Consider the following 21,412-nt stretch of genomic DNA (forward strand, 5'->3'; position numbering starts at 1 on the left):
AAAGGCTGCGGGAATCACCCGGAATGTTATGCCGCACTGACTCAGGCACGGTCCCGCCCCGCGTCGTTGCCGGCGTTCCCAAGTCCAGGCGCCTCTGAGCGGTGTCGCGCTCAGAGACGCCTGGCGGAGTCAGTGCTTGGTCGGGACGACCGGGTTGGACGGTGATGAGGCGGGGCCGGTGCCTACGCAGTTGGTGGCCGATACAGTGAAGGTGTAGCTGGTTCCGGGGGTGAGGCCGGTGATGGTGGCGCTGGTCGAGGTGCCGCTGACCGTCGCACTACCGCCGGGGGATCCGGCCACGTCGTACTGCGTGATCGAGCAGCCCCCGTTGCTGGCCGGCGGTGTCCAGGTGACGGTCGCCTGCCGGTGACCGGCGGTGGCGGTCACGTTGGTCGGGGCACCGGGCAGGGTCTGGCCGGTCTGCGGCACGAAGAAGTCCGACATCGCGGTGGCGCCGCCGTCGTTGCTGGTCAGCGGGGCGAGACCCCATGCAGACTCTATGGTGGCCAGCCAGGAGTAGTGGTTGTACAGGTTGGTCGAGTGGTAGCCGGCCGTGGTCGACTTGCTGATCACGATCGACGCCACCTGGTTGTTCCGGGTGCCGTCGTCCTCGTCCCACACGATGTTGAGCACCGAGTTCTGGCCGGTGAAGGCGGGGGAGTTGAGGATGGTCGGCACGTTCTGCGACAGCCAGGTGTCGCCTTGGGCGATCGTGCCGTCGTGCATGTCGTCGATCAGGTTCGGGGTGATGAAGGCGTAGTTCGGCGTGGTGGACGTCGAGCCGAGGTCGGTGGCGAGCTGGGTGTACGGCACGTCGTTGTTGCACTGCGACGTGGTCTGAATGTCGGTGTAGTAGACGAAGGGGTTGTGCCGCACCGCATACTCGCCCGAGTCGGACAGCGTGCAGGGCGCCGGCATCGATTCCTCGTATGCCTTCCAGGTCTTGCCGGCTGGCGTGATGCGGTCCGCCGCGATGTTCGGCTGGTTCACCGTGCATTGCGACGGGTTGCAGTCGGTGGTGATGCCGAAGTTCGATCCACCGGTCAGTTCCAGGTAGTTCGGCAGACTCGGGTGGCCGACCGCGAAGTAATTCGACGCGATGCCGTACTGGCTGACCAGCGAGTTGATGTACGGCGCCTGGCTGTTGCCGACGATCTCGTTGTACGAGTGGTTTTCCATCAGGATCGTGAAGACGTGGTCGAACGCCGGAACGGACCCGGCCGCCTGCGCGGATGCGGCGCCACCGGATATCTCCGGCGCCAGGGCGAGCAGCAGCGCGGCCACCAAGGTCAGCAGTCTTCTGGCCAGTCGTCGGTGCGGACGCATGTGCAACCTCCTCCAGCTAGGTGTTTTGCACCCAGCACGGTGACGGAACCGGCGGCTCCGGCGCCTCCGCACGCACTGGACCGTTGGCTGAATTTGTCGCTGGGGCTCGTCAACAACCTTTCAGCCAACGCGGACTTGATTGTTTACGAGGTGGAGGATCGCCCTGCTCGCCGCAGGTGATCGTCCGGTTGCTTTCTGTGGCGCGCCGTGCCCGATGCGTCTTGTGCGGTAGAAGCGGGGTGGGCCTACCGCGGCCGGTGCGAGTCGATGCGCCGGAACACACCCTCGCCCGAAGGACGCTCGTTGTGCCGTCGTGCCTGGCTGCTCAGGGGTGCAGCGGCTCCTCCGAGTGAAGGGCGGCGGTGTGGAGGGAGTGTCGCGACACGTTGGACACGCGCAAGGGGGCTGCTGCGGCGGTGACGTCCGCTCTGTGGGGCACGGTGTGCAATCGCTGGAGGACCCTCGCTGGGGCTGAAGGGGGCAGGCTGTTGGGTCGCTCGGCAAGTCCGTGTGAGCACGTGCAGGTTCCGGTGCCGGTTCGGTGCTGACTTTGGAGGGTCAGTGGTGGGAAAACACCAGGTCATAGCTCTGATCGGATGAGTTGTCGTACCACTCGATGGTGGTGCCGATGAGGCTGGCGGCGACGATTCCGGGCTCGAAGGGGGTCGAAACGAGTGCTGTCCGGGACGCGTAATCCGGGGTGATTTGACGGTGCGCGGACATCTCGGGCTGATCGGCCTACGGCCGCCGCGTGGTGGGCGGCTGGGCTGAGAGGCCGACCCGACTTCGCCGCTCAGCTTCGCGGGCACGGGGCAAGACGCAGCGCCTGAGCTCGGTGCGTGTTCGTCCCACCGTTCAACTTCAGAAGCAGTGTCAGATCCGTTGATCTATGACGTTCTCCGACTCAGCACTCGCGCTGGTGAGTTCTCGTTTCGTGTGGCGAACTCGAGCACGGTGTGGCTCACACGGGAAGTTGCGCCGTTCAGCAGCAACACTGACCCCATAGGATGAGGCATGAAATCGAACTTGACGCATTCCGGGACGAGTTGGGACCGGCGACGCGCAGCAGTTCTGACTTCCCTGCTGGGTGCGGCGGCCCTCGGATGGACTGCGGTAGCGCTGAGTGTGCACACGACCGGCTCAACCGCACCGGACCCTGACAGTGTGACTGATGCTGACCTGGCCCGGCTGGGCGCTGCTGTGATGGCCGGCGTCGCGGCGGTGGCTGCCGTACTGTGGTGGCGCCACTGGGCGACCCTACGCCGGCCGGTGACCGGCGGAGGCTGGGCGCGGGCGGCGTTCGCCGTCTCCGCCGTCCATTCGATGTTTGTCGTACCGGTGATCGTGTTCGCCTCCTGGGACTGGAAGGCTCCTGTGATCGCGTTCACCTGTGCAGTGCTCGCGGGCGGTGTGCGGGAGGTCTCCGCCTCATCCTTGTGGGCTGCTGGTGCACACCTCAGCCGCGTCGCCGAAGTCGGCGGTCAACCAGTTCTCGGAAGATAGCCCACCGTTCCCGTGGCGCGACATCGACGCCGGGCTCGAGCACGGCGTCGATTCGATCGCGGTGGCCTCGTCCAGCTCGATGTCGGCGGCGCGGGCTCGACCAGGCTCTCGCCCACGTCCTGCTCGATGTCCCGCAGAGCGTCGAGGATGTCCGGCTCGCGCCGGTTCTCGGGCTCGTCGAGGTAGAAGGCCCGCTGGTCCAAGTTGGCACGATGCGCTGCAAGCGGCTCTCCACGACGCACGGTTCCGGCCGGCCATCCATTCGCCAGCGGTCCCCACACGCGGATGCCCGTCCGGTCGTGCTGGTCCGCTGAACGGCATCGACCACGCCGGCATCCAGAAGGAGTTCCTCGACGAGGACCGCATCCCGCATCCCGCTGACGGTCGTCACCATCGGCAAGCCCGTCGCCGACGGCCGCTCCCGCGCTCCCCGCGCTGGACTACGCCGAGGTCAGCACGACCCACTCGGAAGCGCGCTCACGCGGGCCGTACAAGAGGTACGGCCCCTCTTGGCCGAGCACGCCATGCCGCGCCCAACCGCCAGATTCCCCACCCCGGCGGACATGTCCGCCCACCTCGACGTGTACGGCAGCCAGCCCCCGAGGAGGATCAAAGCCGCATGTCGATTCTCCGCAAGCCTTGTCGACCGAGCGTCGCGTCCATGCGGGCGAAGCCGCGTGTCACCAGTTGATCCCGGTAGGTGGGCGGGCCCGCGAGGGCCATGCGCGGGAAGCGTCGTAGCAGGATGGGCACGGCGACCTCGGCCTGCATTCTGGCGAAGGCGGCGCCCAGGCAGTAGTGCGGGCCCAGTCCGAAGGAGAGCGGCCGGACGTCCTTCCGGGTGATGTCGAACGCCGACGGGTCGGTGAACCGGCGGGGGTCGCGGTTGGCGGCGGCCAGGACCAGGAGCGCCCGGCTGCCTGCGGCGACGCGGTGACCGCAGAAGTCGATGTCCGTCCCGGCGGCCCGCGTCAGCACGTGATTCGGTGGGTCGAACCGCAGGGTCTCGGTGATGAAGGCGGAGGCGAGGTCGTCATCCGTGGTCATCCCATGGCCCTGAGCGGGGTGGTTCAGTGCGAGCCGCACCGTGTTGCCGATCAGGTCGCTGGGGCTCTGCACGCCGGCGATCAGGAACATCACCAGGCTGGCGACGAGTTCCTCCTCACTCAGCGCTCCGCCGGCATCACGGTCTCGCACCATCACGCTGACCAGGTCGTCGCCCGGCCGACGCCGACGTTCTCGGACGAGGTCGCCGAGATAGTCGACCAGTACGTCCATCCCTGCGTCGGCGGGGCGCAGTTCGTCGCGGTCGAAGACGGGCTCGAACGCGATCGTGGTCGCGGTGATGGCGGTGCGCAGCGCCATCTGGTCCGCCTCGGGGATGCCGAGCAGTTCTCCGGTGACGGATATCGGCACGCGGGTGGCGAAGGACTCCACCAGGTCGAGCGGGCCGCCCTCGTCGAGGGCGGCGAGCCGGGCCGTCCACCGTTCGGCGGCCCTGACCGCCAGGTGCCGCCGCCCGGCGACCTGGCGGGGCGAGTAGGCCCAGCCGGAGAAGCGTCGCATGCGCTCATGGTCAGGTGAGTTGCTGAACATCATGATCTTTGTGAAGCACTGCCACGACGAGTGGTCGATCAGGCCGGTCACCTGGTGGACGGTGGCGTCGGTGACCAGGAAACGGGAGTCGCGCAGGGCGGTGGTGACCTCGTCATAGCCGAGTACGAGCGTTCCGGAGGGGCCGAGGGGGATCACCGGCCCGAGTTCCCACAGCGCGTCGTACAGGGGGTAGGGGTTGTGCTTTCCGGCTGGGGTGAACAGCTCCGAGAGGGCCTCGGCGGGACCCATGACCGGCTCGGTGAGCTGGTGATCGGTCGCTGGCATGACGGTTGCCTCCCTCGAGGTCATGTGGAGTGGGACATCGTCTGCGGCCGGTTTCCCGGTGGTTGCTTCGCTGCCTGGAAGCCGGTGTAGAACCCCGCCTCCGTGTCGTACAGGTGAAGGCTGCGCAGGATCCGCCACAGATGGCCGAGAGTCAGTCGCTCCTCCCTGACCATTCCCGGATGGGCTTCCTTCAGGGCGAGTTGCGCCTTGGGGAGGTTGTAGAACGGGATTGCCGGGGCCACGTGGTGCGCGGTGTGGGTGGAGATGTTGTGGGTCAGGAACGACAGCGCCTTCGGATACGCGTAGTCCGTGGTCAGAAGCAACCTGCTGGCGTTGCGCGTCCAGTGCTGCGAGGTCAGGAAGGGGACATCGCCGGCGCTGTGGTGCATGAGCGTCGTGGCGCTGAACCACAGGTGGGTCATCAGCCAGGGCAGGACGAAGTAGAACAGCAGGCCCCGTACACCGGTGAACACCACGAGCGACGACAGTCCGACGAGGGCGGCAGGCCCGGTGAAGGCGATGGACCGCCACACGTCGTGCCGCATCGACCGTTTGGGGAAGTAGCCCGGTCTGAAGCCCGACACGAACCAGTACCGGACAGTGCCTCCCCAGAACGCCCAGGTGCGGGTGCCCGCGTAGACGGCTTTGGCGAGGGGGGAAAGGCGCTGGTAGGCGGCCGGGGGCAAGGGCCGCCAGTCTGTGTCCAGTTCGAGGTTGTTGGTATGTGAATGGTGAAGATTGTGCACATGCCGCCAGGAGTGGTAGGGGTACAGCAGCGGGAGCAGCGCGAAGCTTCCGGCGGCGGTGTTCAGCCGTCGTGACCGGGAGAACGAGCCGTGCCCGCAGTCGTGCGCGATGCAGTGCATGCCCCAGCCGCCGAGGCCGGCCACGAACCACAGCGGGATGTCGAGCAGCCAGGAAGGGGAGAACGCGACTCCGGTGATTGCCCCCGCGTAGAGGGCGAGGCTCACGGTGAGTCCGAGCACCCCGCGAGCTGTGCGCGGAGTGAAGTACTCGCGCGGGATCGACTGCGTCAGGTGCCGTCCTTCCAATGCCCGCGACTTGTCCAGGAACTCCTCGAACCGCTGGTCCGGGCTGGTCGGCATGCCGCTCATGGCCATGTTGTCCTCGCTCTCAGTGGCTGCTCTCCTCGGCGAGCCGCCGGCCGAGATGGGCGGCCACGGCGTCGATGGACGAGTGCTCGTACAACAGGGCGGGCGACAGGCGGAGTTCGACGAACTTCTCGAGTTTTCCGCACATGTGGATTCCGGTGCGGGAGTCGAGTCCGTAGTCCTCGAAGGACCGGGTCGTGTCGACCGTGGAGGGGTCGACGGACAGCTTGTTCACCATGTAGTCGACCATCCACGCACGGATGGCCTCCTCGGTGACCGGGCCGTCGGACGTGCGCTCGTTCTTGTTACGCCGAAACACGGTGAGCTCCTGTTGTTCTCTGTCGCTTTTGGGTGATGCGTGCGGCTGAGGGCTCGCGCAGGCTCCACACGATGTGCAGCCTGCCGAGGGCGGTCAGCGCCCAGCCGCTGAGGTCGGGGCTCCCACCACCGGGTGGCATGGCGGTAGGACCCGGGAAAGGCGTGGTGGTTGTTCTGGAGGCCTTCACCGAAGGTCAGGACGGCGACCCACCAGTTGTTGGTGCTCTTGTCCCCGTTGTCGAACGGCCTGCTGCCGAAGGCGTGGCAGATGGATCCGACGCACCACGCGGCCTGATTGGCGAGGAAGATTCGGGCGAGGCCGCCGAAGACGAGGCCGGAGAAGGCGGACATGGCCGTGTGCCCGACGGCGAAGCCGATCGCGGCCGGGAGGACGAGGCCGGCCATCACCCACATCGGGTAGAGGCGGTGATGCAGGATCAGGCGCCGCTCACGCAGGAGGTCCGGCGCATAGACGGACCACTTCGACGACTCCTCGCTGAGCATCCACGGCATGTGCGCGTACCACAGGCCGCGCATGCGGGCCTTGAAACCCGTGCCGTGCAGATTCGGCGAGTGCGGGTCGCCCTCGCGGTCGGCGAACCTGTGATGCCGCCGGTGGGTCGCCACCCAGAACAGCAGGGGGCCCTGCGCGGCCATGGAGCCGGCGGCCATCAGGACATCCTGGAACCATGGCGAGGTCTTGAACGCCTTGTGGGCGAGATACCGGTGCAGCCCGATGGTGACTCCACCCAGGTGCACGCAGTAGAACAGGCTGAGCAAGACCACATCGGTCACCGTGAACTGCCCGGTCACCAGCAGGTACAGGGCGGCGGCGGTGCCGATGAGCGGAAGGATCATGGTGGTCAGCGCGGAGAATCTCTTGATCCGCAGGCTTCTCGGGTCGAGCCGGACGATGCCCGCCGAGGCACTGGGAGCCGACATGGCTCGCCCTCCCTTCTCCTAGGCTTCCGGGGGCGCGGTCATACGCGCGGGATAGCGGACCTCGGACACCAGCCCCGCTCGGTCCAGGAGACTGATGACCCCGCCGGTGATGTCGATCTGCCAGAAGCGGTGCCGGTTGTGCGCCAGCGACGGCTGGGAGTGGTGGTTGTTGTGCCATGACCCGCCCACGGAGACCGGTGCGAGCACGGCGAGGTTCTGGCTGGAATCCCTGGTCTCGTACGGGCGGCGGCCCAGCGTGTGCCCCAGTGAGTTGACCGTCCACGTCACATGGTCGAGGACGAACATGCGGGCGAACCCGCCCCACAGTAGTCCACCGAGCGCGTCCACCGGCCGCCCGGTCACCGCCCAGCCCACCGCTGCCGGCAGGGCCAGCCCCAGAGCGATCCACCAGGCGTAATAGCGATCAACGGTGCAGACCTGGCGATCGCGCAGCAGGTCGGGGACGACCTTGGCCCAGCCCTCCCGTCGGACGGTGAACAGCCAGCCGACATGGCCGTGCCACAGGCCGCGCAGGACCGCGAGCCGCCCCTCGCCCCGCGGGCGCGGCGAGTGCGGATCGCCGTCCCGGTCGGCGAAAGCATGGTGCTTGCGGTGCACTGACACCCAGAACAGGATCGGCCCCTGTGCCGCCATGCTGCCCGCGACGCCCCACAGGAAGGTCAGTACCGGGCCGGTGGAGAACGAGCGGTGGGAGAAGAACCGGTGCAGCCCGCCTTCGACACCCAGTGACGTGACGACGTACATGCCGATGAACAGCGCGAAATGCAGCCACGACCAGCCGTGGTGCGCTGTGAAGACGATGGCGGCCGCAAAGCCCGCCGTGGATCCGCCGACTGTGGCGCAGGCGAGCGCCGGCGCGGAGTGATCCCTCGGTGGCGCTGCACCGGCTTCAGCGTTCATGGCACGGCTCCCCGGAGAGGTCGGAGGGCACGAGAGCGCTGCCCAGGGTCCGCTCCAGATACGCTGCCTGCGCGGCCCCCCGGCGGATCTTCCCGCTGGTGGTCATGGGGATGGTGCCGATCCGCACGAGGTGCACGCCGGTCGGCCGGACGCCGTGTTCGGCGGCCACCGCCGCCAGCAGACTGCCGCGCAGGGCCTCGAGTTCGGTTTGGGTCTGGCGGCTGTCGCGCACCTCGGCGACCACCATGACGTGTTCCTCGGACGTGCCCCGGACCGCGAAGGCGACCGATCGGTGAACGGACGGATGTGCACGGTCGACCGTGCGCTCGATGTCCTGAGGGTAGAGGTTCCGGCCGGCCACCACGAGCAGACCGCTTATGCGGCCGGTGACGAACAGTTCCCCGGCGCGCAGATAGCCGAGGTCGCCGGTCCGCAGATACCTTCTCTTTCGCGGACCGGTGCGGTCAGCGGGCGTCGCGCCGAACGTCGAGCCGGTCAGCTCGGGTTTGCGATGGTAGCCCGCGGCGACGTTGGGCCCGTGTATCCAGATCTCTCCGACCTCGCCATCGGACAGCGGTCGGCCGGAGTCCGGATCGACGACAAGCAGCTCGTGGTCCTCCGCAGGGCCCCCGCAACCCACGATGGGTACCGCATCGTCCGTCCCGACCACCACCCGGCCACGCGACAACTCCTCCCGGTCCACCCACTCGACGCTGATGGACGTCGCGGGCGCTTTGGCCGTCACCAGCAGCGTGGCCTCGGCGAGCCCGTAACACGGGATCAGTGTCTTCTCCCGGTAGCCCCGGGGCGCGAACCGTTCCCGGAAGGCGTTCAAAGTGTCGAGCACGACCGGCTCGGAGCCGCTGAAGACGTGCCGGAGCGACGACAGGTCCACACGGTCCAGGTCTTCGTCGTCCACGCTGTCGGCACAGAGCTGGAAGGCGAAGTTCGGCGCGACGGTGATGGTCACCCGGTGTTCGGTGATCGCCTGAAGCCAGCGAACCGGCTGCTGGACGAAGTGCTCCGGCGTCATCATCAGCAGCGGCCAGCCGCCGTGCAGCGCCAGCATGATGGTCCCGATGAGTCCCATGTCGTGGTAGGGCGGCAACCAGGTCAACCCCACGCGATCGTCCTCCGCGCCGATGTGCCGGCCGATGGCGTGGCAGTTGCTCATCAGGTTGGCGTGCGTCAGCTCCACGCCCTTCGGGTCGCCCGTCGAGCCGGACGAGTACTGGATCACGGCTGTGTCCGTCGGCTGCACAGGATCGTCCGGCGTCGTCGAGGCATGCCCGTCAGCCGCATTCGAGGGAGGTTCGTCGTCCAGTGGGATCAGCCGCGGCATCGTGTCACCACCGGCCGCCATCCCGGCAAATCGCCGCTCCTGGCGGGAGTCGGCGAGGATCGCACCAGGCGCGCAGTCGGCCAGGATCGAACGCAGCCGGGCCACGGCCCTTCGGTTGGTCGGAGGAGAGGCCGGGACAGCCGTCCCGCCGACTTGGAGTATGCCCATCAGCCCCGACACGAACCGCAGTCCGGGCTGACCGGCCAACACCACGCGGTCGCCGCTGTGTCCTTCGGCCCTCAACCGCGCCGCCACAGCGTCGGAGTGCCGCTTCAGATCGCGATAGGTCCACGACTCAATACGGTCACTCGTCCCGTCAGCCAGAAAGCGGAACGCCGGGCGGTGGGGCGTGAAGCGTGCCCGAACACCGAGGATGCCGGTGAGCGTCGCATCCGGCCGGGACGTGTACCACGCGATCTGTGAGGACCCTCGATCGCGCTGACGTGTCGTGACCTCATGCTCCACCGGACCCCTTCCCAGAGCTGCCGGGCTGGGAGCTCCCACTGCTCAAGCTGAACTCGTGGAGTCCGATGATCTGGTCACGTTGCGATCTGCACCGAGGGCGGTGGAGAGCAGACGGCAGCCGATCAGCCGAGGACCGTAGTTTATCTTCATCAATTTCCGCTTGACTACACGGATGAAGTGGGCCAGATCGGCCAAGTGGCGTTCGGGCAGCACCCGGACGCCTTCAGCGGGGGCCAGCTCCAGCGCGCAGAACAGCAGGTCGGTCTCGGTGGCCGGGACCGCAAGTCGGCTCTTCCAGGCGCGGGTGCGGTAGCCGGTGCCGGCGGCGATGCCGTAGGTCCCGTAGGGGACCGCCGTGCCCGGCCCCTGCCGGCCCCAGGACGCTACGGAGCGCCCTGGACCGGGCGCAGCGAAGAGGGGCGTAGCCCTCGCCGGGCGACCTTCTTCGGCTGCATGTCCTACGTGATCCATGCGGCTGGCCGAGTCCATCCATCTGTCACTCGAGCAGGGTCCCTTGCCCAAGCAGGTTCCGCCCAGTTCGTTCGTATGCTGTGCGCGCACATCGCCCGCTTTCGGGTGGCGGACGGCCGGGGACGAGCGCGTGGACGGACCGTGACTGGTCCGGGCGAAGCACCGGATCGGGGTCATGGGATACGCAGGGGCCGTGCTTGCCTCGGGTCGTCGGGTCTGAGGGGGGCCTGGTCCGTCTGTGTGCGCCGCTGGTGAAGGCGGGGTGGGGGAGTTGTCGTATCCGGTCCACGCGCGTAGCGGATTATGCCGAGACTGAGGTTGTCTCGTGTGTGCATCTCCAACCCCCACGTCCTACGGAGACTTCATGCACCGCGCCGATTTCGGCCTGCCTGCCACTGCCCTGATCCTGAGCGGAACAGGTGCCGCCGCAGGCCCTGGCTGAGCCTTCCGCACTGTCCTCCGGCGTCCGGTGCCAAGGGTTTGCCGGAGTCCTCGAACTGCTCGAAGTCGGAGAAGCCGTCGGGCGATTGCAAGCCCGGCTGCCACGACGTCTGGTGCGCGTACGCGCTGCGTGACGTGCTCGTCAAGCGTGCCTGGAAGCTGACAGCCGCCGACCAGGAGAAGTCGGCCCGCGCGGATTCAGTGTCCACGCGGGCCGCAGTCGGCATGCCGTGAGTCCCGCCATCTCCGAACCCGTTCGCATATTGGCGCTTTGTCATCAACGCCATCTTCAAGTTGATGACATGTACATGTCATTCATGGCACTCTTTCTCTCCAACCGCCGCACGAGCACGACAGCATCCACAACCGTCCCGGACGGCCCCACGCCGGCCGGACGTCCCCCCACAAAAGGAGCTTGTGTGACCTCCCGCGACACACGCCACCGGCGCACCGCTTTGGCCGCGGCCACAGCCGTCGCCGCCACCACGGCACTTCTGAGCACCACGCTCACCACCACTGCCACCGCCGAGCCCGCCACCGGCGCCGCCCGCCTCGCCGCAGCTCCGGTCACGCTGTCGGCGGCCGCCCGTACCGGTCTGATACGGACGGCGCAGGCCGACGCGGCTCGGACCGCGCACCGCATAGGTCTCGGTGCCAAGGAGAAGCTGGTCGTCAAGGACGTCGTGAAGGACGTCGACGGCACCGTCCACACCCGCTACGAGCGCACCTACGCGGGTCTTCCGGTGCTCGGCGGCGACCTCGTCATCCACACCGCCAAGTCCGGCAAGACCGAGGGCGTGACCAGAGCGACGACGCAGAAGCTGCAGCTCGCGTCACTCAAGCCGCAGATCACCGCCGCCAAGGCCGAGAAGCAGGCCCTCGGTGTGGCCAAGGCGACGGGGTCGGCGAAGACTGTTCCGGACCAGGCTCCGCGCAAGGTCATATGGGCGGTGAGCGGCAAGCCCGTTCTCGCCTACGAGACGGTCGTCGGCGGCCTGCAGGACGACGGCACCCCGAACCAGCTGCACGTCATCACCGACGCTGCCACCGGCAAGAAGCTGTTCCAGTACCAGGGCATAGAGACAGGCGTCGGCAACACCCACTACAGCGGCAAGGTGGACCTGTCGACGACGCAGTCAGGCTCGTCCTACACCCTCACGGACGCCACGCGCGGTGGTCACAAGGCCTACGACCTCAACCACGGAACCTCGGGCACCGGCACGCTGCTTTCCCAGTCCAGCGACACCTGGGGCGACGGAACGGTGTCGAACGCGGCGACCGCCGCCGCGGACGCCGCTTACGGGGCGCAGGAGACCTGGGACTTCTACAAGAAGACCTTCGGCCGCAGCGGCATCAAGAACGACGGCGTGGGTGCGTACTCCCGCGTGCACTACGGCAACTCGTACGTGAACGCGTTCTGGGACGACAGCTGCTTCTGCATGACCTACGGCGACGGTGAGGGCGACAACGACCCGCTGACCTCGCTCGACGTGGCCGGGCACGAGATGAGCCACGGTGTCACCTCCAACACCGCGGGGCTGGAGTACACGGGTGAGTCCGGCGGCCTGAACGAGGCGACCAGCGACATCATGGGTACCGGTGTGGAGTTCTACGCCGGCAACTCGTCCGACCCGGGTGACTACCTCATCGGCGAGAAGATCAACATCAACGGCGACGGCAAGCCGCTGCGCTACATGGACAAGCCCAGCAAGGACGGCGGCTCCGCCGACTACTGGTCCTCCAGCGTGGGCGGCCTGGACGTGCACTACTCGTCCGGCGTCGCCAACCACTTCTTCTACCTGCTGTCCGAGGGCAGCGGCGCGAAGACAATCAACGGCGTGAGCTACGACTCGCCCACCCAGGACGGCTCCACGGTCACCGGCATCGGCCGGGACAAGGCGCTGCAGATCTGGTACAAGGCGCTGACCACGTACTTCACCTCGACGACCGACTACAAGGGCGCCCGCACCGGCACCCTCAAGGCGGCATCCGACCTCTACGGTGCCTCCAGCACCGAGTACAAGACGGTCGAGGCAGCCTGGTCCGCAGTCAACGTGAGCTGATCCCCACAGGCTCCTGGGCGGCAGCCGGGACACACCCCGGGTGCCGCCCCTGGCCCTCAACGTCACTGCCGGTACCGCACCCAGTGGTCTGCCGGGGTGTGCTCCCAGGCGCGGTCAGTCGCCTCGGGCCGGATCAGGGGTGCGGAGCCACGCCCTCGTCGACAGGCAGCGCAACGGGCTCCTCAACCGGCTGTGCGACTGCCTCGGTGGAGGTCGCCTCGGTGGAGGTCGCCTCGGCGGAGGCCGCGTCGGCACCCTGTGCTCCGCGCGTCCCACGCCCGGCCGACGCCGGACTCACGCGGCGCAGAGCCAGGTGAAGCACCGGCATCAGCACGCAGGTGACCGCGGCGGACTGCCACAGAAGCGCGTCGAGCCGGCCCGCCGCCAGATACGTGCCCGCGGCCACCGCGGCCACCGCACACACGCCGCGGTCCACGATGCTCTCCACCGACAGCAGCGTGGCGCGCGGGGCCCCCTTCGGGATGGCGTCGTTGATGAGCTTGCGCTGCACCGGATAGCCGAACCCGGTGATCGCAGCGAACGCACACAGCAGCCCGACCACGGCCCAGGGGCCGCCGACAGCGGTGCCGGCGAGTGCGGCGGCGAGCGCGACGCTCAGCAGGGACACCCAGGCCGTGGCCGACAGCCGCCAGCTCAGCCACTGGGGCCGGGCGGAGGTCACTGCCTCGGCGACCGTCATCGCCGCGAGGACACTGCCGTGGCTGCTCTCTGCGATGCCGTGCTCGAGCAACACCGGCTGGAACAGATTGACCTGGCAGATCCGCGACAGCGTGAAGACCGCCACGCCCTGCACCATGAGCAGGGCCAGCCACGGTGACGACCGAAGGGTGCCCAGGGCGGCGCCCGTGTCCCGCAGCAGAGTTGCCCTCCGCCGCCCAGGAGCGCTCGCCCCGGCGCCCGTGTCGCCGGTGGCGATCCGGGGCAGGGCGAGGGCGCAGCCGAGAGAGCCCGCCGCGCTCGCCGCGCTGAGCACGTACGGCGACTGGTGGGCCACGGACATCAGCGGTCCGACGAGCGGCCAGCAGACGACCTTGGCGGCGAGCCCGAGGGCACGCGCCGTTCCCTCCGCCCTGAGGTAGTGGGCGTCCGCTTGCTCGGCGCGCAAGCCGTCGTACAGGCAGGCGCTCGCCGCGCCCGAGGTCAGAGAGCGCCCGGCGGCGATCGCGAGGAAGTGCACGAGGAAGCCCGTGTACGAGGGCGCCAGCACCGGCACCGTGTTCGCCGCCGTCATGACCACCGCGCCCGCGCGCAGGCAATTGCGGGCACCGACGCGGTCGGCGACGACTCCCGTGGGTATCTCGAACAGGCAGAAGGCGACGTAGTAGATGCTCTGGATGCCGAAGATCTGGCCGTCCGACAGGCCCGCGGCACGCTGGTAGGCGTAGAACACGGGCATCCACCACAACAGGTTGAACAACAGCTGGAACCCCTTGTTGAGGCGGATGATGCGGCGGGCGGCCGGGGTCATGGCCGGATCCGCGGAGCGGCGCCACACAGAAGTCATGGAGCGCCTCACCGGGCGTACGGGCGGACCTGGACCAGATGGAACGCCCCCTCGGTGGTCATGAGCCACTCGATGTCCAGAGCGTCGTCGGGGTCGCCCGCACTGAAGTGGGACTGCAGCAGACGCCCCACCAAGGCGAGTTCGCCCAGTGACGTGCGGGTGTCCGACGGGAGGTCCTCACCCGACGAGCCGACGTCCACGGTGCGCCCGCCGCCCTCGACCGTGTTGTACAAGTACTGGTGGGGCAGGACCTTGCCGTCGACCACCCGCTCCGGCGAACCGGCGGTGCAGTTGACGTACACGTTGCGGAAGTCCGCACGCCGGGTCGGATTGCAGGTCACCAGCACACCCCCGAGATCGGCGGGCACATACTGCTGGATGATCACTCCCATGTAGGTGTCGTCCAGCACGATGCCGGCCTCGTGCCGCAGACGTACGCTCCGTGGCGACAGCAACGACGTCCACACCTGCCGCACCGCGTCCAGCAACTGCTCCTCACCGCGCACGGTGGTCACCGAGTCGTAGATCCCGGCCGCCGAGAAACCGGGCAGGTCCTCGGCGTTGGAGGACGAGCGCACCACGAGACGACGTCCGTCGGCCAGCAGACCCGGCACGGCGCCGGTGACGGCCCGTGCCACCTCGTCGGGGATCGGTGTGCTGTGCATCAGGCGCTGCAGGTCCAGACAGAGGGAGTCGATCACGTCGAGCGCTTCGAGTTCGAGCGCCATCTTCAGCTTGCCGATGCCCTGTTGCAGAGCGGCCGACGAGGTGAGGAAGAGATGGTGCAGGCGGAACGGGAGCGCCACCCCCTCGGGTGCCCGGATGGTGGCCGCCACGCGTTCGGCCGCTGCGGCCCGCAGCAGTTCGACGGGCGCTTCCGGCTCGCCGAGCCGTAGGGCCAGGTGGGTGAGCAGATCGGGCCGCGGCGGGCGCGGGCGTGCGTAGAACGCGGTCAGGTCCGCCGTGCGGCTGTCCAGGACATGGTGCAGTTCGCCGAGGTTGGCGGCCTTGGTGCCGTAGCTGTCGCGGTCGGCGCGCCGCAGCCGGTGCAGAGCCATGATCGGCGCCTCGTCCAGCAGGGGTGCGTCGATGCGGATGCGCTGCTGGTGCCAGACCGGCCTCTCCAGGTCCGGGGCGTCGGACAGTCGCTCCAGGGTGATGGCGTCCTCGGACACCCGGTAGCGCACCCATGCGCCGTCCAGTCCGTCTCGCCGCACCAGAGCGTCCAGGTCGCGGACGACGGCGTTCGGGATGCCCCAGCCCGACGCCAGGACGTTGGTGTGCGAAAGCGGCGTCGTGGGTTCCGTGTTGACGAACCCGGCCACCCGGGGCACGTCATCGGGCAGGCAGGCCATCGCGACGATGTCCGCCCAGCCGAGCTGTGGGGCGGCTCTGCGGTAATCCGCCAGATGGCGAAAGCAGCGCAGTCGGCCTTCGGCCACGCCCGGGTTGAGGCAGGTCCGGGTCCGGTTGCCGAACAGTTCCTGGCTGAGGATGCGGGGTACGCGTGCCTCACTGACCGAGGCGAGTTCGTGCTCCTGCCCGTGGTTCGCCGGTTTCAGCAGCAGGGCAAGCCGTCCGTCCACCCTTGCGCGAACGTAGTGGTAGAACTCCTCCAGCAGTGCGGCGTGCATGGTGTCCGCCTCGGTCGTCTCCAGGACCAGGAAGGGCCGCTCGGAGCCCTCGGCGTCCTCGTCGCTGTGCAGGGACAGCACCCCGAGCAGGAAGCGGCGGTCAGGCGCCATGTACACGGATGTGTTGAACGCGTCCAGAGCTGTGTCGAGTTCGTCCATCCGCATGCCGAGGATGCGCGTGGCGATGTAGTCGACGTGGAAGGGGTGCACCCGGGTGTCGAGCAGATGCCAGGTGTCCTCGGACCTGTCCACCACGATCTTCAGGTACGCGTGTCCGGCGAGCACGCCGGACAGCGCGCGGAACAACGGCAGCGAGAGATTGGCGCCGACGACGGTACGATCGCCCGCCGTGCCGGGGATGTCGGCCTCGTGCGGTGCGTGGGTCATGGCCGGGCCCCCTCGGTGGCGTCCGTGGGCAGGATGCGCGGCAGCGCGTCGACCAGGGCGGTGAAGTCACTGACGACGGACTGCGGCCGGTCCGCCGACAACAGGCACAGGCCCGCCATGGTGTTGGCCCCGGCGGCAGGCTCGTAGACCGGCACGGGGGCGCCGTCCGGCAGAGAGCTCTCGCGGACGACCGACAGCGTGCTGCCGGCGCTGACCGGCGCCGAACGGACGACCGCCGAGGGGTCCCATCGATGGCGGCGGGGCCAAGGAGTGCCGTCGCCGTGCACGGCGAGGACCACCAGCGATCCGGCCGCGCCCGTGGCGTCCTCGGGCGTCAACGCCCGTGCGGGCCAGGCGGGCGAGCCGCCGAGCAGCTGGTCGGTGAACATACCGACCAGGTCGAGGCCGAAGACGTGCTCGATCTGCGGCACCGTCATCGCCCCGCCGAACCGCGCGGCCGTCTCGATGACCCACATACGGCCTTCCCTGCCCAGCTTGATCTCCGTGTGGGTGCCGCAGTTCTCCAGCCCCAGGGCATCCACGGCCCGCCGGGCGAGGTCCACGATGGTGTGCTGGGTCTTGCTTCCCACGGCGGCCGGGGTGATACCGGCGCGCTCGGTGAAGGGCGCCACCGTCGGCATCCGCCCGCTCAGGCAGACGGGACGGAATTCTCCGTCGACGACCACGCCCTCGACGCTGACGTAGTCGCCCCAGCCGGGGCCGTCGAACCACTCCTCGGCACATCCGCTGACGATCTCCTCGACGACGAAGTGCTCCGAGGCGCCGGGAACGTGCAGTTCCGCGAATCCGAGCAGCGCGGACTCGGCCATCACGGCGCGCGACCGCTGCCAGGCGTCCAGCGCGTCCGCGGGCCGCTCGATGATCTGGTGCGCGGTCGAACCGGCGCTCCAGGCAGCCTTTAAAAGAAGTGGACATGACAACTCGACGGCCGCGCGCTCCAGTTCGGTCGCGCTGGTGACGGCGCGGAACCGCGGCTGCGGTATGTCGCGGCGCTTCCACGCGGCGCGCATCAGGCGTTTGTCGCGTGCGAGGGCGGCGGCGGGCCCGGCACCCCTCAGGCCGAGCCGCCGGGACGCCTCGGCGACCGCGACCACCGCGTACTCCGAGAAGGTGAGAACGGCGTCCGCCCCCACCTCGCCGGCTCGGGTGGTGATGAGCTCGACCAGGTCGCCACCGCGGGCGTCGAGAGGTGTGACGACCGACGCGCACAGCCGCGCCGCGTCATGGGCCACGGGCGCGGGCAGTTCGCTGAGGGCCAGTAGGTGCACCGCGGACCTCGCGGCCACCCGCGTCAGGGCATGGCCCACCGGAGGGCCGCCCTTGGCATGCACGTACAGCACCTTGCTCACGGAACTCCAACTCCTCTTGATGTCGTCTGGCGGCCACCGGGCCGCGCCGATGTGTGGTCCGCGGCGGTACATCGACCACGGTCACGCCGTCTCCTTCAAGCGAACCAGCACCCGCCCGCGCCCGAGGAGCGGAGATTCCCGAAGCACTCAGGCAAATGCCCTACTGCTGCCGCCGATTCGTGTCAGGTGAAGGTGCGGTCGTGCGCTAGCGCGACCGATGCCGCTGCCGGAACGTCTGCCCCGCTCGCATGCCCCATCCCCTACGGGATACGCATGAGGTATCACCCAAAGTGATGTGGTGCAGGGTTGAAGGAGTTGGACGTGGACGAAGCTGATTTCAAGGCGTTACTCGCGCCTCTTGCGGTGTCCTGGTGGGAAGCCGACAGCGGCCTGAGCGTGGTCGACAGCGGGGGCGCCGCGTTCGACGACCGGCGGGCCACCCGCCGGTTCCTCGAGGCCCTTCACGCGGACGGCTGCGGTGCGTCCAGCGCGTCCGGCTGCGGCCCGTACCACGCGTGTTTCGAGGGCAGAACCTTCCACGTCCACTGGCCGGAACCCGGCGGCGGGCCGGGACGGCACGGCAGCAGGGGAGTGGCGATCGAGGTGGTCGACCGGCCGGACGACGACCCGTACGCCACGTTTGCCGACCTCGCCCCGGCCGCGGCGTTCGTGCGCGACGCCACAGGCCGCTACCTGTGGGCCAACCACGCCTACGCCCATCTGTACGGCACCACGCGCGACGCCGTGATCGGCCGTCACCTCGCCGACGTCGACGACGCCGGTGACATCACCCGGTTCCTCACCCTCGACCAGGAGGTCCTGACGCGCGGCCGCCCGGTACGGCACACCCTCACCTACCGGCGCGTCGACGGTTGCCCGGGCCGCGCGGCGGGCTACCGCTTCCCCGTCCGCTGGGGCGCGGCGCACTGTGTCGCGGGCATCTACGTCGACGTCACCGACTACGCCCAGGCGCTGGACCAACGACACCGGGCCGAGGCCGACTTGCAGGCCCTGCGAGACCGCAGCGGACTCCTCTGCGTCCGCCTGACCCCGGACGGGCGGGTGAGGGAGGCCGGCACCGCGGTCGCCGACGTCCTGCGCATCCGCCTCTCGGACCTGATAGGCCTGCCGGCCGACACCCTGCTCGCCAGGACACCCGAACGGAGCGCCCTGCACCGGATCTGGGACGACCTGATCAGCGGCCGGCGCCGAAGCGCCTGCACCTGTGCCGTACTCGTCGACCGGGACGGCTGGCGGCGCCGGGCCCGAATCCATCTGAGCACCGTGTGCGGTACGACACCCGGTGTGTCCGGCGTATGGGCCGTCGGTACTCACCTCGGCCTGCGTCATCAGGCCCGACCGGACCTGACGGCCGCCCAGGTTCGCATACTCGCCCTGCTGGCGGCCGGGCACAGCAACGCGGACATCGCAGGAACGCTGCGCCTGTCCCGGCAGACGCTGGACTACCACCTGAGCCGCCTGCGCGCACTGCTCGACGCAGCCACCCGCCCGGCGCTGGTCGCCCGAGCCTATGTGCTCGGCATCCTCTCATCACAGACCTGGCCGCCCCGTTCCTCGACGGCGGCGAATCCCGCAAGCCCGGTCTGAACGCTGCGCTCCGGTCCAGGCACCGCCCGAAGAAGGGGCTCGCAGCACTGACGCAGGGCGGGGCGGCGCCGGTGTACGGGATCGTCTCCTGTGGCGCCGCAACCTGCTGCACGCCAGTGCCGACTTCCGCCCCGGCGCCCTGCGGGGCCGGTCCTTGGACGGGGTCTCCGTGGGCATCGGCAACCTGGGCAAGCAGTCGCCCGGGTTCCGGCGCGCCTACTGGGACGAGGTTGTGGCCGCGACCGGGAGAATCCCAGGGCGCTTGCCGTCCAAGTCGCGACTGGCTCAAGTGCCGCTCGCTGCCCCTCGGGAACGCGTCGTCAGGGGGTCGGTGAGGGAGTGGCCTTGCAGGTGGCGTCCGCCGCGGGGAGCTTCCCGGTGAGCAGGTACCGGTTTCCGTATCCGTCCATGCAGGCGTTGCCGTCGAACAGGTACTGGCCGTGGTTGCCGCCGCCCGCGACCACCAGGCGGGAGCCGGAAAGCGCCTGGCGCATCCGCTGCGCGCCGATGAGCGGTGTCGCCGGGTCGTCGTGGGACTGGAGCAGCAGCACCGGTGGGACCTTCACCGATCCGATCTTCACCGGTGCGGCGGTGGGCGCCTTCCAGAAGGCGCAGGGCGCGGTGATCCAGGTGTACATCCAGGCGAACAGAGGTGCCTTCTTCGCCGCAGCAGAGGTGTCATCGTGCCAAGTCTTCCAGTTCCGCGGCCAGGGGCCGTCCACGCAGTTGTAGGCGAGTTGGGCGGGGTTGACGGCACCGGCCGCCAGTTGCTCGGAGGCGCCGACCAGAGACGAGGGGTCGCCCTTGCGGTAGTCCGCGACCGTGCTCGCCAGGTCCGGCCAGGACAGGTCGGTGTAGAGGGCCGACGCCAGCAGGTCGTCCAGTTCGGTCGCGCCTGCCTGCCCGCTCGCGGGGGCGGTACGCAGCTCGGCCCGGACCGCCGTCCAGGTGGCCGACACCTTGGCCTCGGTGGCGCCCAGATGGTAGGTGCGGTCGTTGCGGGCGGCCCAGGCGAAGAACTGGCGGGTGCGCTGTTCGAGTGCCGGTTCCTGCTCGTAGGTGGCGGCGTATTCGGTGACGTCGGGGTCCACCACGCTGTCGAGGATCATCCGGCCGGTGTGGGAGGGGAACAGCGTGGCGTAGGTCGCCCCCAGCTTGCTGCCGTAGGAGTAGCCCAGGTAGTCCAGCTTGGACCGGCCGAGCGCTGCCCGGACGCGGTCCATGTCGCGCGCGGCGTTCGCGGTGGAGATCGAGTTCAGCAGGGCGCCGGACGCGGTGGCGCACCGCTCAGCGACGCCCCGGGCGATCGCCTCCCGGGCCTGCTCGGCCTTGGCGTCAGCCGGTGTGTAGTCCGGAGCCGGGTGTTTGATGAGCTTGCCGGCGTCACCGCAGGAGACAGGGGCACTCGCGCCGACTCCCCTGGGATCGAAACTGACGACGCTGTACTTCGCCGAGACCTCGGGAGACATCGCGGCCCATACCGGCTGCGCGGCCTCGATGCCCGACTGCCCGGGGCCGCCCGGGTTGACCACCAGGGTCCGCTCGGCGTCCCGGCTCCCCACCATCGACAAGGTGAGGGTGATCTGACGTCCGGTCGGCTTCGCGTAGTCCAGCGGAACCTTGATCGTGCTGCAGTAGGTGCCGCGCGGCGCCTGCGACCCGGCTGGACAGGCGCCCCAGGTGAGTGACGCCCCGCCTTTGGGGCTCGCCGTCGCGGTCACCGGTCCACTGAGCCCGGTCAGGCCCAGGGCTGTGGCCACCGAGAGGGTCAGGAGCCGCCTTTTCGAGGTCACTTGGTTCCACCTTCCGGAAGATGCTGGGGACTGGTGAGGCGTGAGAGACCTGGAGTCACGGCCACCCGCCGCCGTCGACCTGCAGGACGGACACAGGCGGCGTTCGGTTGCCGGACGGCACTGGCCCGCCCGCGGTGACTGGTGACCACAGCGTTGGAGCCCTTTGTTTTCGACATGCTCGGGCAGACGTTGCGCCTGGGGGCTCGTGTCGCTTGGTCACGCGCTCGGCGCTCACAATCCGGCGACGCCGCTTGTGTGAGCAATGGGACTTTCGGGGGAGCGCGCTACAGTAGTGCTGGATTCCTCAAAC

16 protein-coding genes are annotated in these 21,412 nt (G+C 68.9%); 3 read left to right on the plus strand and 13 right to left on the minus strand.

Annotation, left to right across the window (positions count from 1 at the left end):
* Positions 1–129: 129 nt before the first annotated feature.
* On the minus strand, positions 130–1,326 hold the full coding sequence (locus tag ACWGJ5_RS21230; RefSeq protein ID WP_453311212.1) for an alkaline phosphatase family protein: 1,197 nt from the start codon (positions 1,324–1,326) through the stop codon (positions 130–132).
* Between the two features lie 558 nt (positions 1,327–1,884).
* Entirely contained in the window at positions 1,885–2,049 is a 165-nt protein-coding gene (locus tag ACWGJ5_RS21235; protein WP_453311213.1) for a hypothetical protein, read from the minus strand.
* A 441-nt stretch (positions 2,050–2,490) separates the two neighbouring features.
* On the opposite strand from ACWGJ5_RS21235, the gene ACWGJ5_RS21240 reads away from it, so the two are divergent.
* Entirely contained in the window at positions 2,491–2,829 is a 339-nt protein-coding gene (locus ACWGJ5_RS21240; RefSeq protein WP_453311214.1) for a hypothetical protein, read from the plus strand.
* A gap of 609 nt (positions 2,830–3,438) precedes the next feature.
* Here the strand turns inward: ACWGJ5_RS21240 and ACWGJ5_RS21245 are convergent.
* The 7 genes from ACWGJ5_RS21245 to ACWGJ5_RS21275 all read right to left on the minus strand — a co-directional run bounded on the left by ACWGJ5_RS21245 (position 3,439) and on the right by ACWGJ5_RS21275 (position 10,281).
* The gene (locus tag ACWGJ5_RS21245; protein ID WP_453311215.1) at positions 3,439–4,710 is read right to left on the minus strand and encodes a cytochrome P450; all 1,272 of its coding nucleotides are present in this window, start codon (positions 4,708–4,710) and stop codon (positions 3,439–3,441) included.
* Between the two features lie 20 nt (positions 4,711–4,730).
* Complete coding sequence (locus ACWGJ5_RS21250) at positions 4,731–5,825, minus strand: fatty acid desaturase (protein WP_453311216.1); 1,095 nt, start codon at positions 5,823–5,825, stop codon at positions 4,731–4,733.
* 19 nt (positions 5,826–5,844) lie between these two features.
* Positions 5,845–6,060, minus strand: a complete 216-nt coding sequence (locus tag ACWGJ5_RS21255; RefSeq protein WP_453311217.1) for an acyl carrier protein — start codon at positions 6,058–6,060, stop codon at positions 5,845–5,847.
* Positions 6,054–7,082 (minus strand): acyl-CoA desaturase, encoded by a 1,029-nt coding sequence (locus ACWGJ5_RS21260; RefSeq protein WP_453311218.1) that lies wholly within the window; start codon positions 7,080–7,082, stop codon positions 6,054–6,056. The genes ACWGJ5_RS21255 and ACWGJ5_RS21260 overlap by 7 nt, the downstream gene beginning before the upstream one ends.
* A gap of 18 nt (positions 7,083–7,100) precedes the next feature.
* Positions 7,101–8,003, minus strand: coding sequence for an acyl-CoA desaturase (locus ACWGJ5_RS21265; RefSeq protein WP_453311219.1), 903 nt, complete (start codon positions 8,001–8,003; stop codon positions 7,101–7,103).
* Positions 7,993–9,762 carry a fatty acyl-AMP ligase gene (locus ACWGJ5_RS21270; protein ID WP_453311304.1) on the minus strand — a complete coding sequence of 590 codons (1,770 nt, stop codon included), beginning with the start codon at positions 9,760–9,762 and terminating at the stop codon, positions 7,993–7,995. Before ACWGJ5_RS21270 ends, ACWGJ5_RS21265 begins: the two co-directional genes overlap by 11 nt.
* A 90-nt stretch (positions 9,763–9,852) precedes the next feature.
* Positions 9,853–10,281 carry a hypothetical protein gene (locus ACWGJ5_RS21275; protein ID WP_453311220.1) on the minus strand — a complete coding sequence of 143 codons (429 nt, stop codon included), beginning with the start codon at positions 10,279–10,281 and terminating at the stop codon, positions 9,853–9,855.
* An 860-nt stretch (positions 10,282–11,141) separates the two neighbouring features.
* Here ACWGJ5_RS21275 and ACWGJ5_RS21280 point away from each other — a divergent pair.
* The gene (locus ACWGJ5_RS21280; protein ID WP_453311221.1) at positions 11,142–12,785 is read left to right on the plus strand and encodes a M4 family metallopeptidase; all 1,644 of its coding nucleotides are present in this window, start codon (positions 11,142–11,144) and stop codon (positions 12,783–12,785) included.
* Positions 12,786–12,918: 133 nt separating this feature from the next.
* Here ACWGJ5_RS21280 and ACWGJ5_RS21285 read toward each other — a convergent pair whose 3' ends face one another.
* Genes ACWGJ5_RS21285 through ACWGJ5_RS21295 form a run of 3 tightly spaced genes read right to left on the minus strand, consistent with a single transcriptional unit; the run spans position 12,919 to position 17,701 of the window.
* Positions 12,919–14,310, minus strand: a complete 1,392-nt coding sequence (locus ACWGJ5_RS21285; protein ID WP_453311222.1) for an MFS transporter — start codon at positions 14,308–14,310, stop codon at positions 12,919–12,921.
* Between the two features lie 8 nt (positions 14,311–14,318).
* Complete coding sequence (locus ACWGJ5_RS21290; protein ID WP_453311223.1) at positions 14,319–16,331, minus strand: PEP/pyruvate-binding domain-containing protein; 2,013 nt, start codon at positions 16,329–16,331, stop codon at positions 14,319–14,321.
* Positions 16,328–17,701, minus strand: coding sequence for an ATP-grasp domain-containing protein (locus ACWGJ5_RS21295; protein ID WP_453311224.1), 1,374 nt, complete (start codon positions 17,699–17,701; stop codon positions 16,328–16,330). Before ACWGJ5_RS21295 ends, ACWGJ5_RS21290 begins: the two co-directional genes overlap by 4 nt.
* A gap of 321 nt (positions 17,702–18,022) precedes the next feature.
* Between ACWGJ5_RS21295 and ACWGJ5_RS21300 the strand changes: the two genes are divergently transcribed.
* Positions 18,023–19,309 (plus strand): PAS domain-containing protein, encoded by a 1,287-nt coding sequence (locus tag ACWGJ5_RS21300; RefSeq protein ID WP_453311225.1) that lies wholly within the window; start codon positions 18,023–18,025, stop codon positions 19,307–19,309.
* A gap of 320 nt (positions 19,310–19,629) precedes the next feature.
* On the opposite strand, the gene ACWGJ5_RS21305 is transcribed toward ACWGJ5_RS21300, so the two are convergent.
* Positions 19,630–21,102, minus strand: a complete 1,473-nt coding sequence (locus ACWGJ5_RS21305; RefSeq protein ID WP_453311226.1) for an alpha/beta hydrolase — start codon at positions 21,100–21,102, stop codon at positions 19,630–19,632.
* Positions 21,103–21,412: the final 310 nt, after the last annotated feature.

This window comes from Streptomyces sp. NPDC054783 (assembly GCF_053611725.1).

Excerpts from the sequence above, each read along its gene's own strand:
- ACWGJ5_RS21285 (WP_453311222.1), bottom strand. The coding sequence starts at position 14,310 with ATGACTTCTGTGTGGCGCCGCTCCGCGGATCCGGCCATGACCCCGGCC.
- ACWGJ5_RS21275 (WP_453311220.1), bottom strand. The coding sequence starts at position 10,281 with ATGGATCACGTAGGACATGCAGCCGAAGAAGGTCGCCCGGCGAGGGCT.
- ACWGJ5_RS21290 (WP_453311223.1), bottom strand. The coding sequence starts at position 16,331 with ATGACCCACGCACCGCACGAGGCCGACATCCCCGGCACGGCGGGCGAT.
- ACWGJ5_RS21245 (WP_453311215.1), bottom strand. The coding sequence starts at position 4,710 with ATGCCAGCGACCGATCACCAGCTCACCGAGCCGGTCATGGGTCCCGCC.
- ACWGJ5_RS21255 (WP_453311217.1), bottom strand. The coding sequence starts at position 6,060 with ATGGTGAACAAGCTGTCCGTCGACCCCTCCACGGTCGACACGACCCGG.
- ACWGJ5_RS21265 (WP_453311219.1), bottom strand. The coding sequence starts at position 8,003 with ATGAACGCTGAAGCCGGTGCAGCGCCACCGAGGGATCACTCCGCGCCG.
- ACWGJ5_RS21250 (WP_453311216.1), bottom strand. The coding sequence starts at position 5,825 with ATGAGCGGCATGCCGACCAGCCCGGACCAGCGGTTCGAGGAGTTCCTG.
- ACWGJ5_RS21230 (WP_453311212.1), bottom strand. The coding sequence starts at position 1,326 with ATGCGTCCGCACCGACGACTGGCCAGAAGACTGCTGACCTTGGTGGCC.
- ACWGJ5_RS21260 (WP_453311218.1), bottom strand. The coding sequence starts at position 7,082 with ATGTCGGCTCCCAGTGCCTCGGCGGGCATCGTCCGGCTCGACCCGAGA.
- ACWGJ5_RS21235 (WP_453311213.1), bottom strand. The coding sequence starts at position 2,049 with ATGTCCGCGCACCGTCAAATCACCCCGGATTACGCGTCCCGGACAGCA.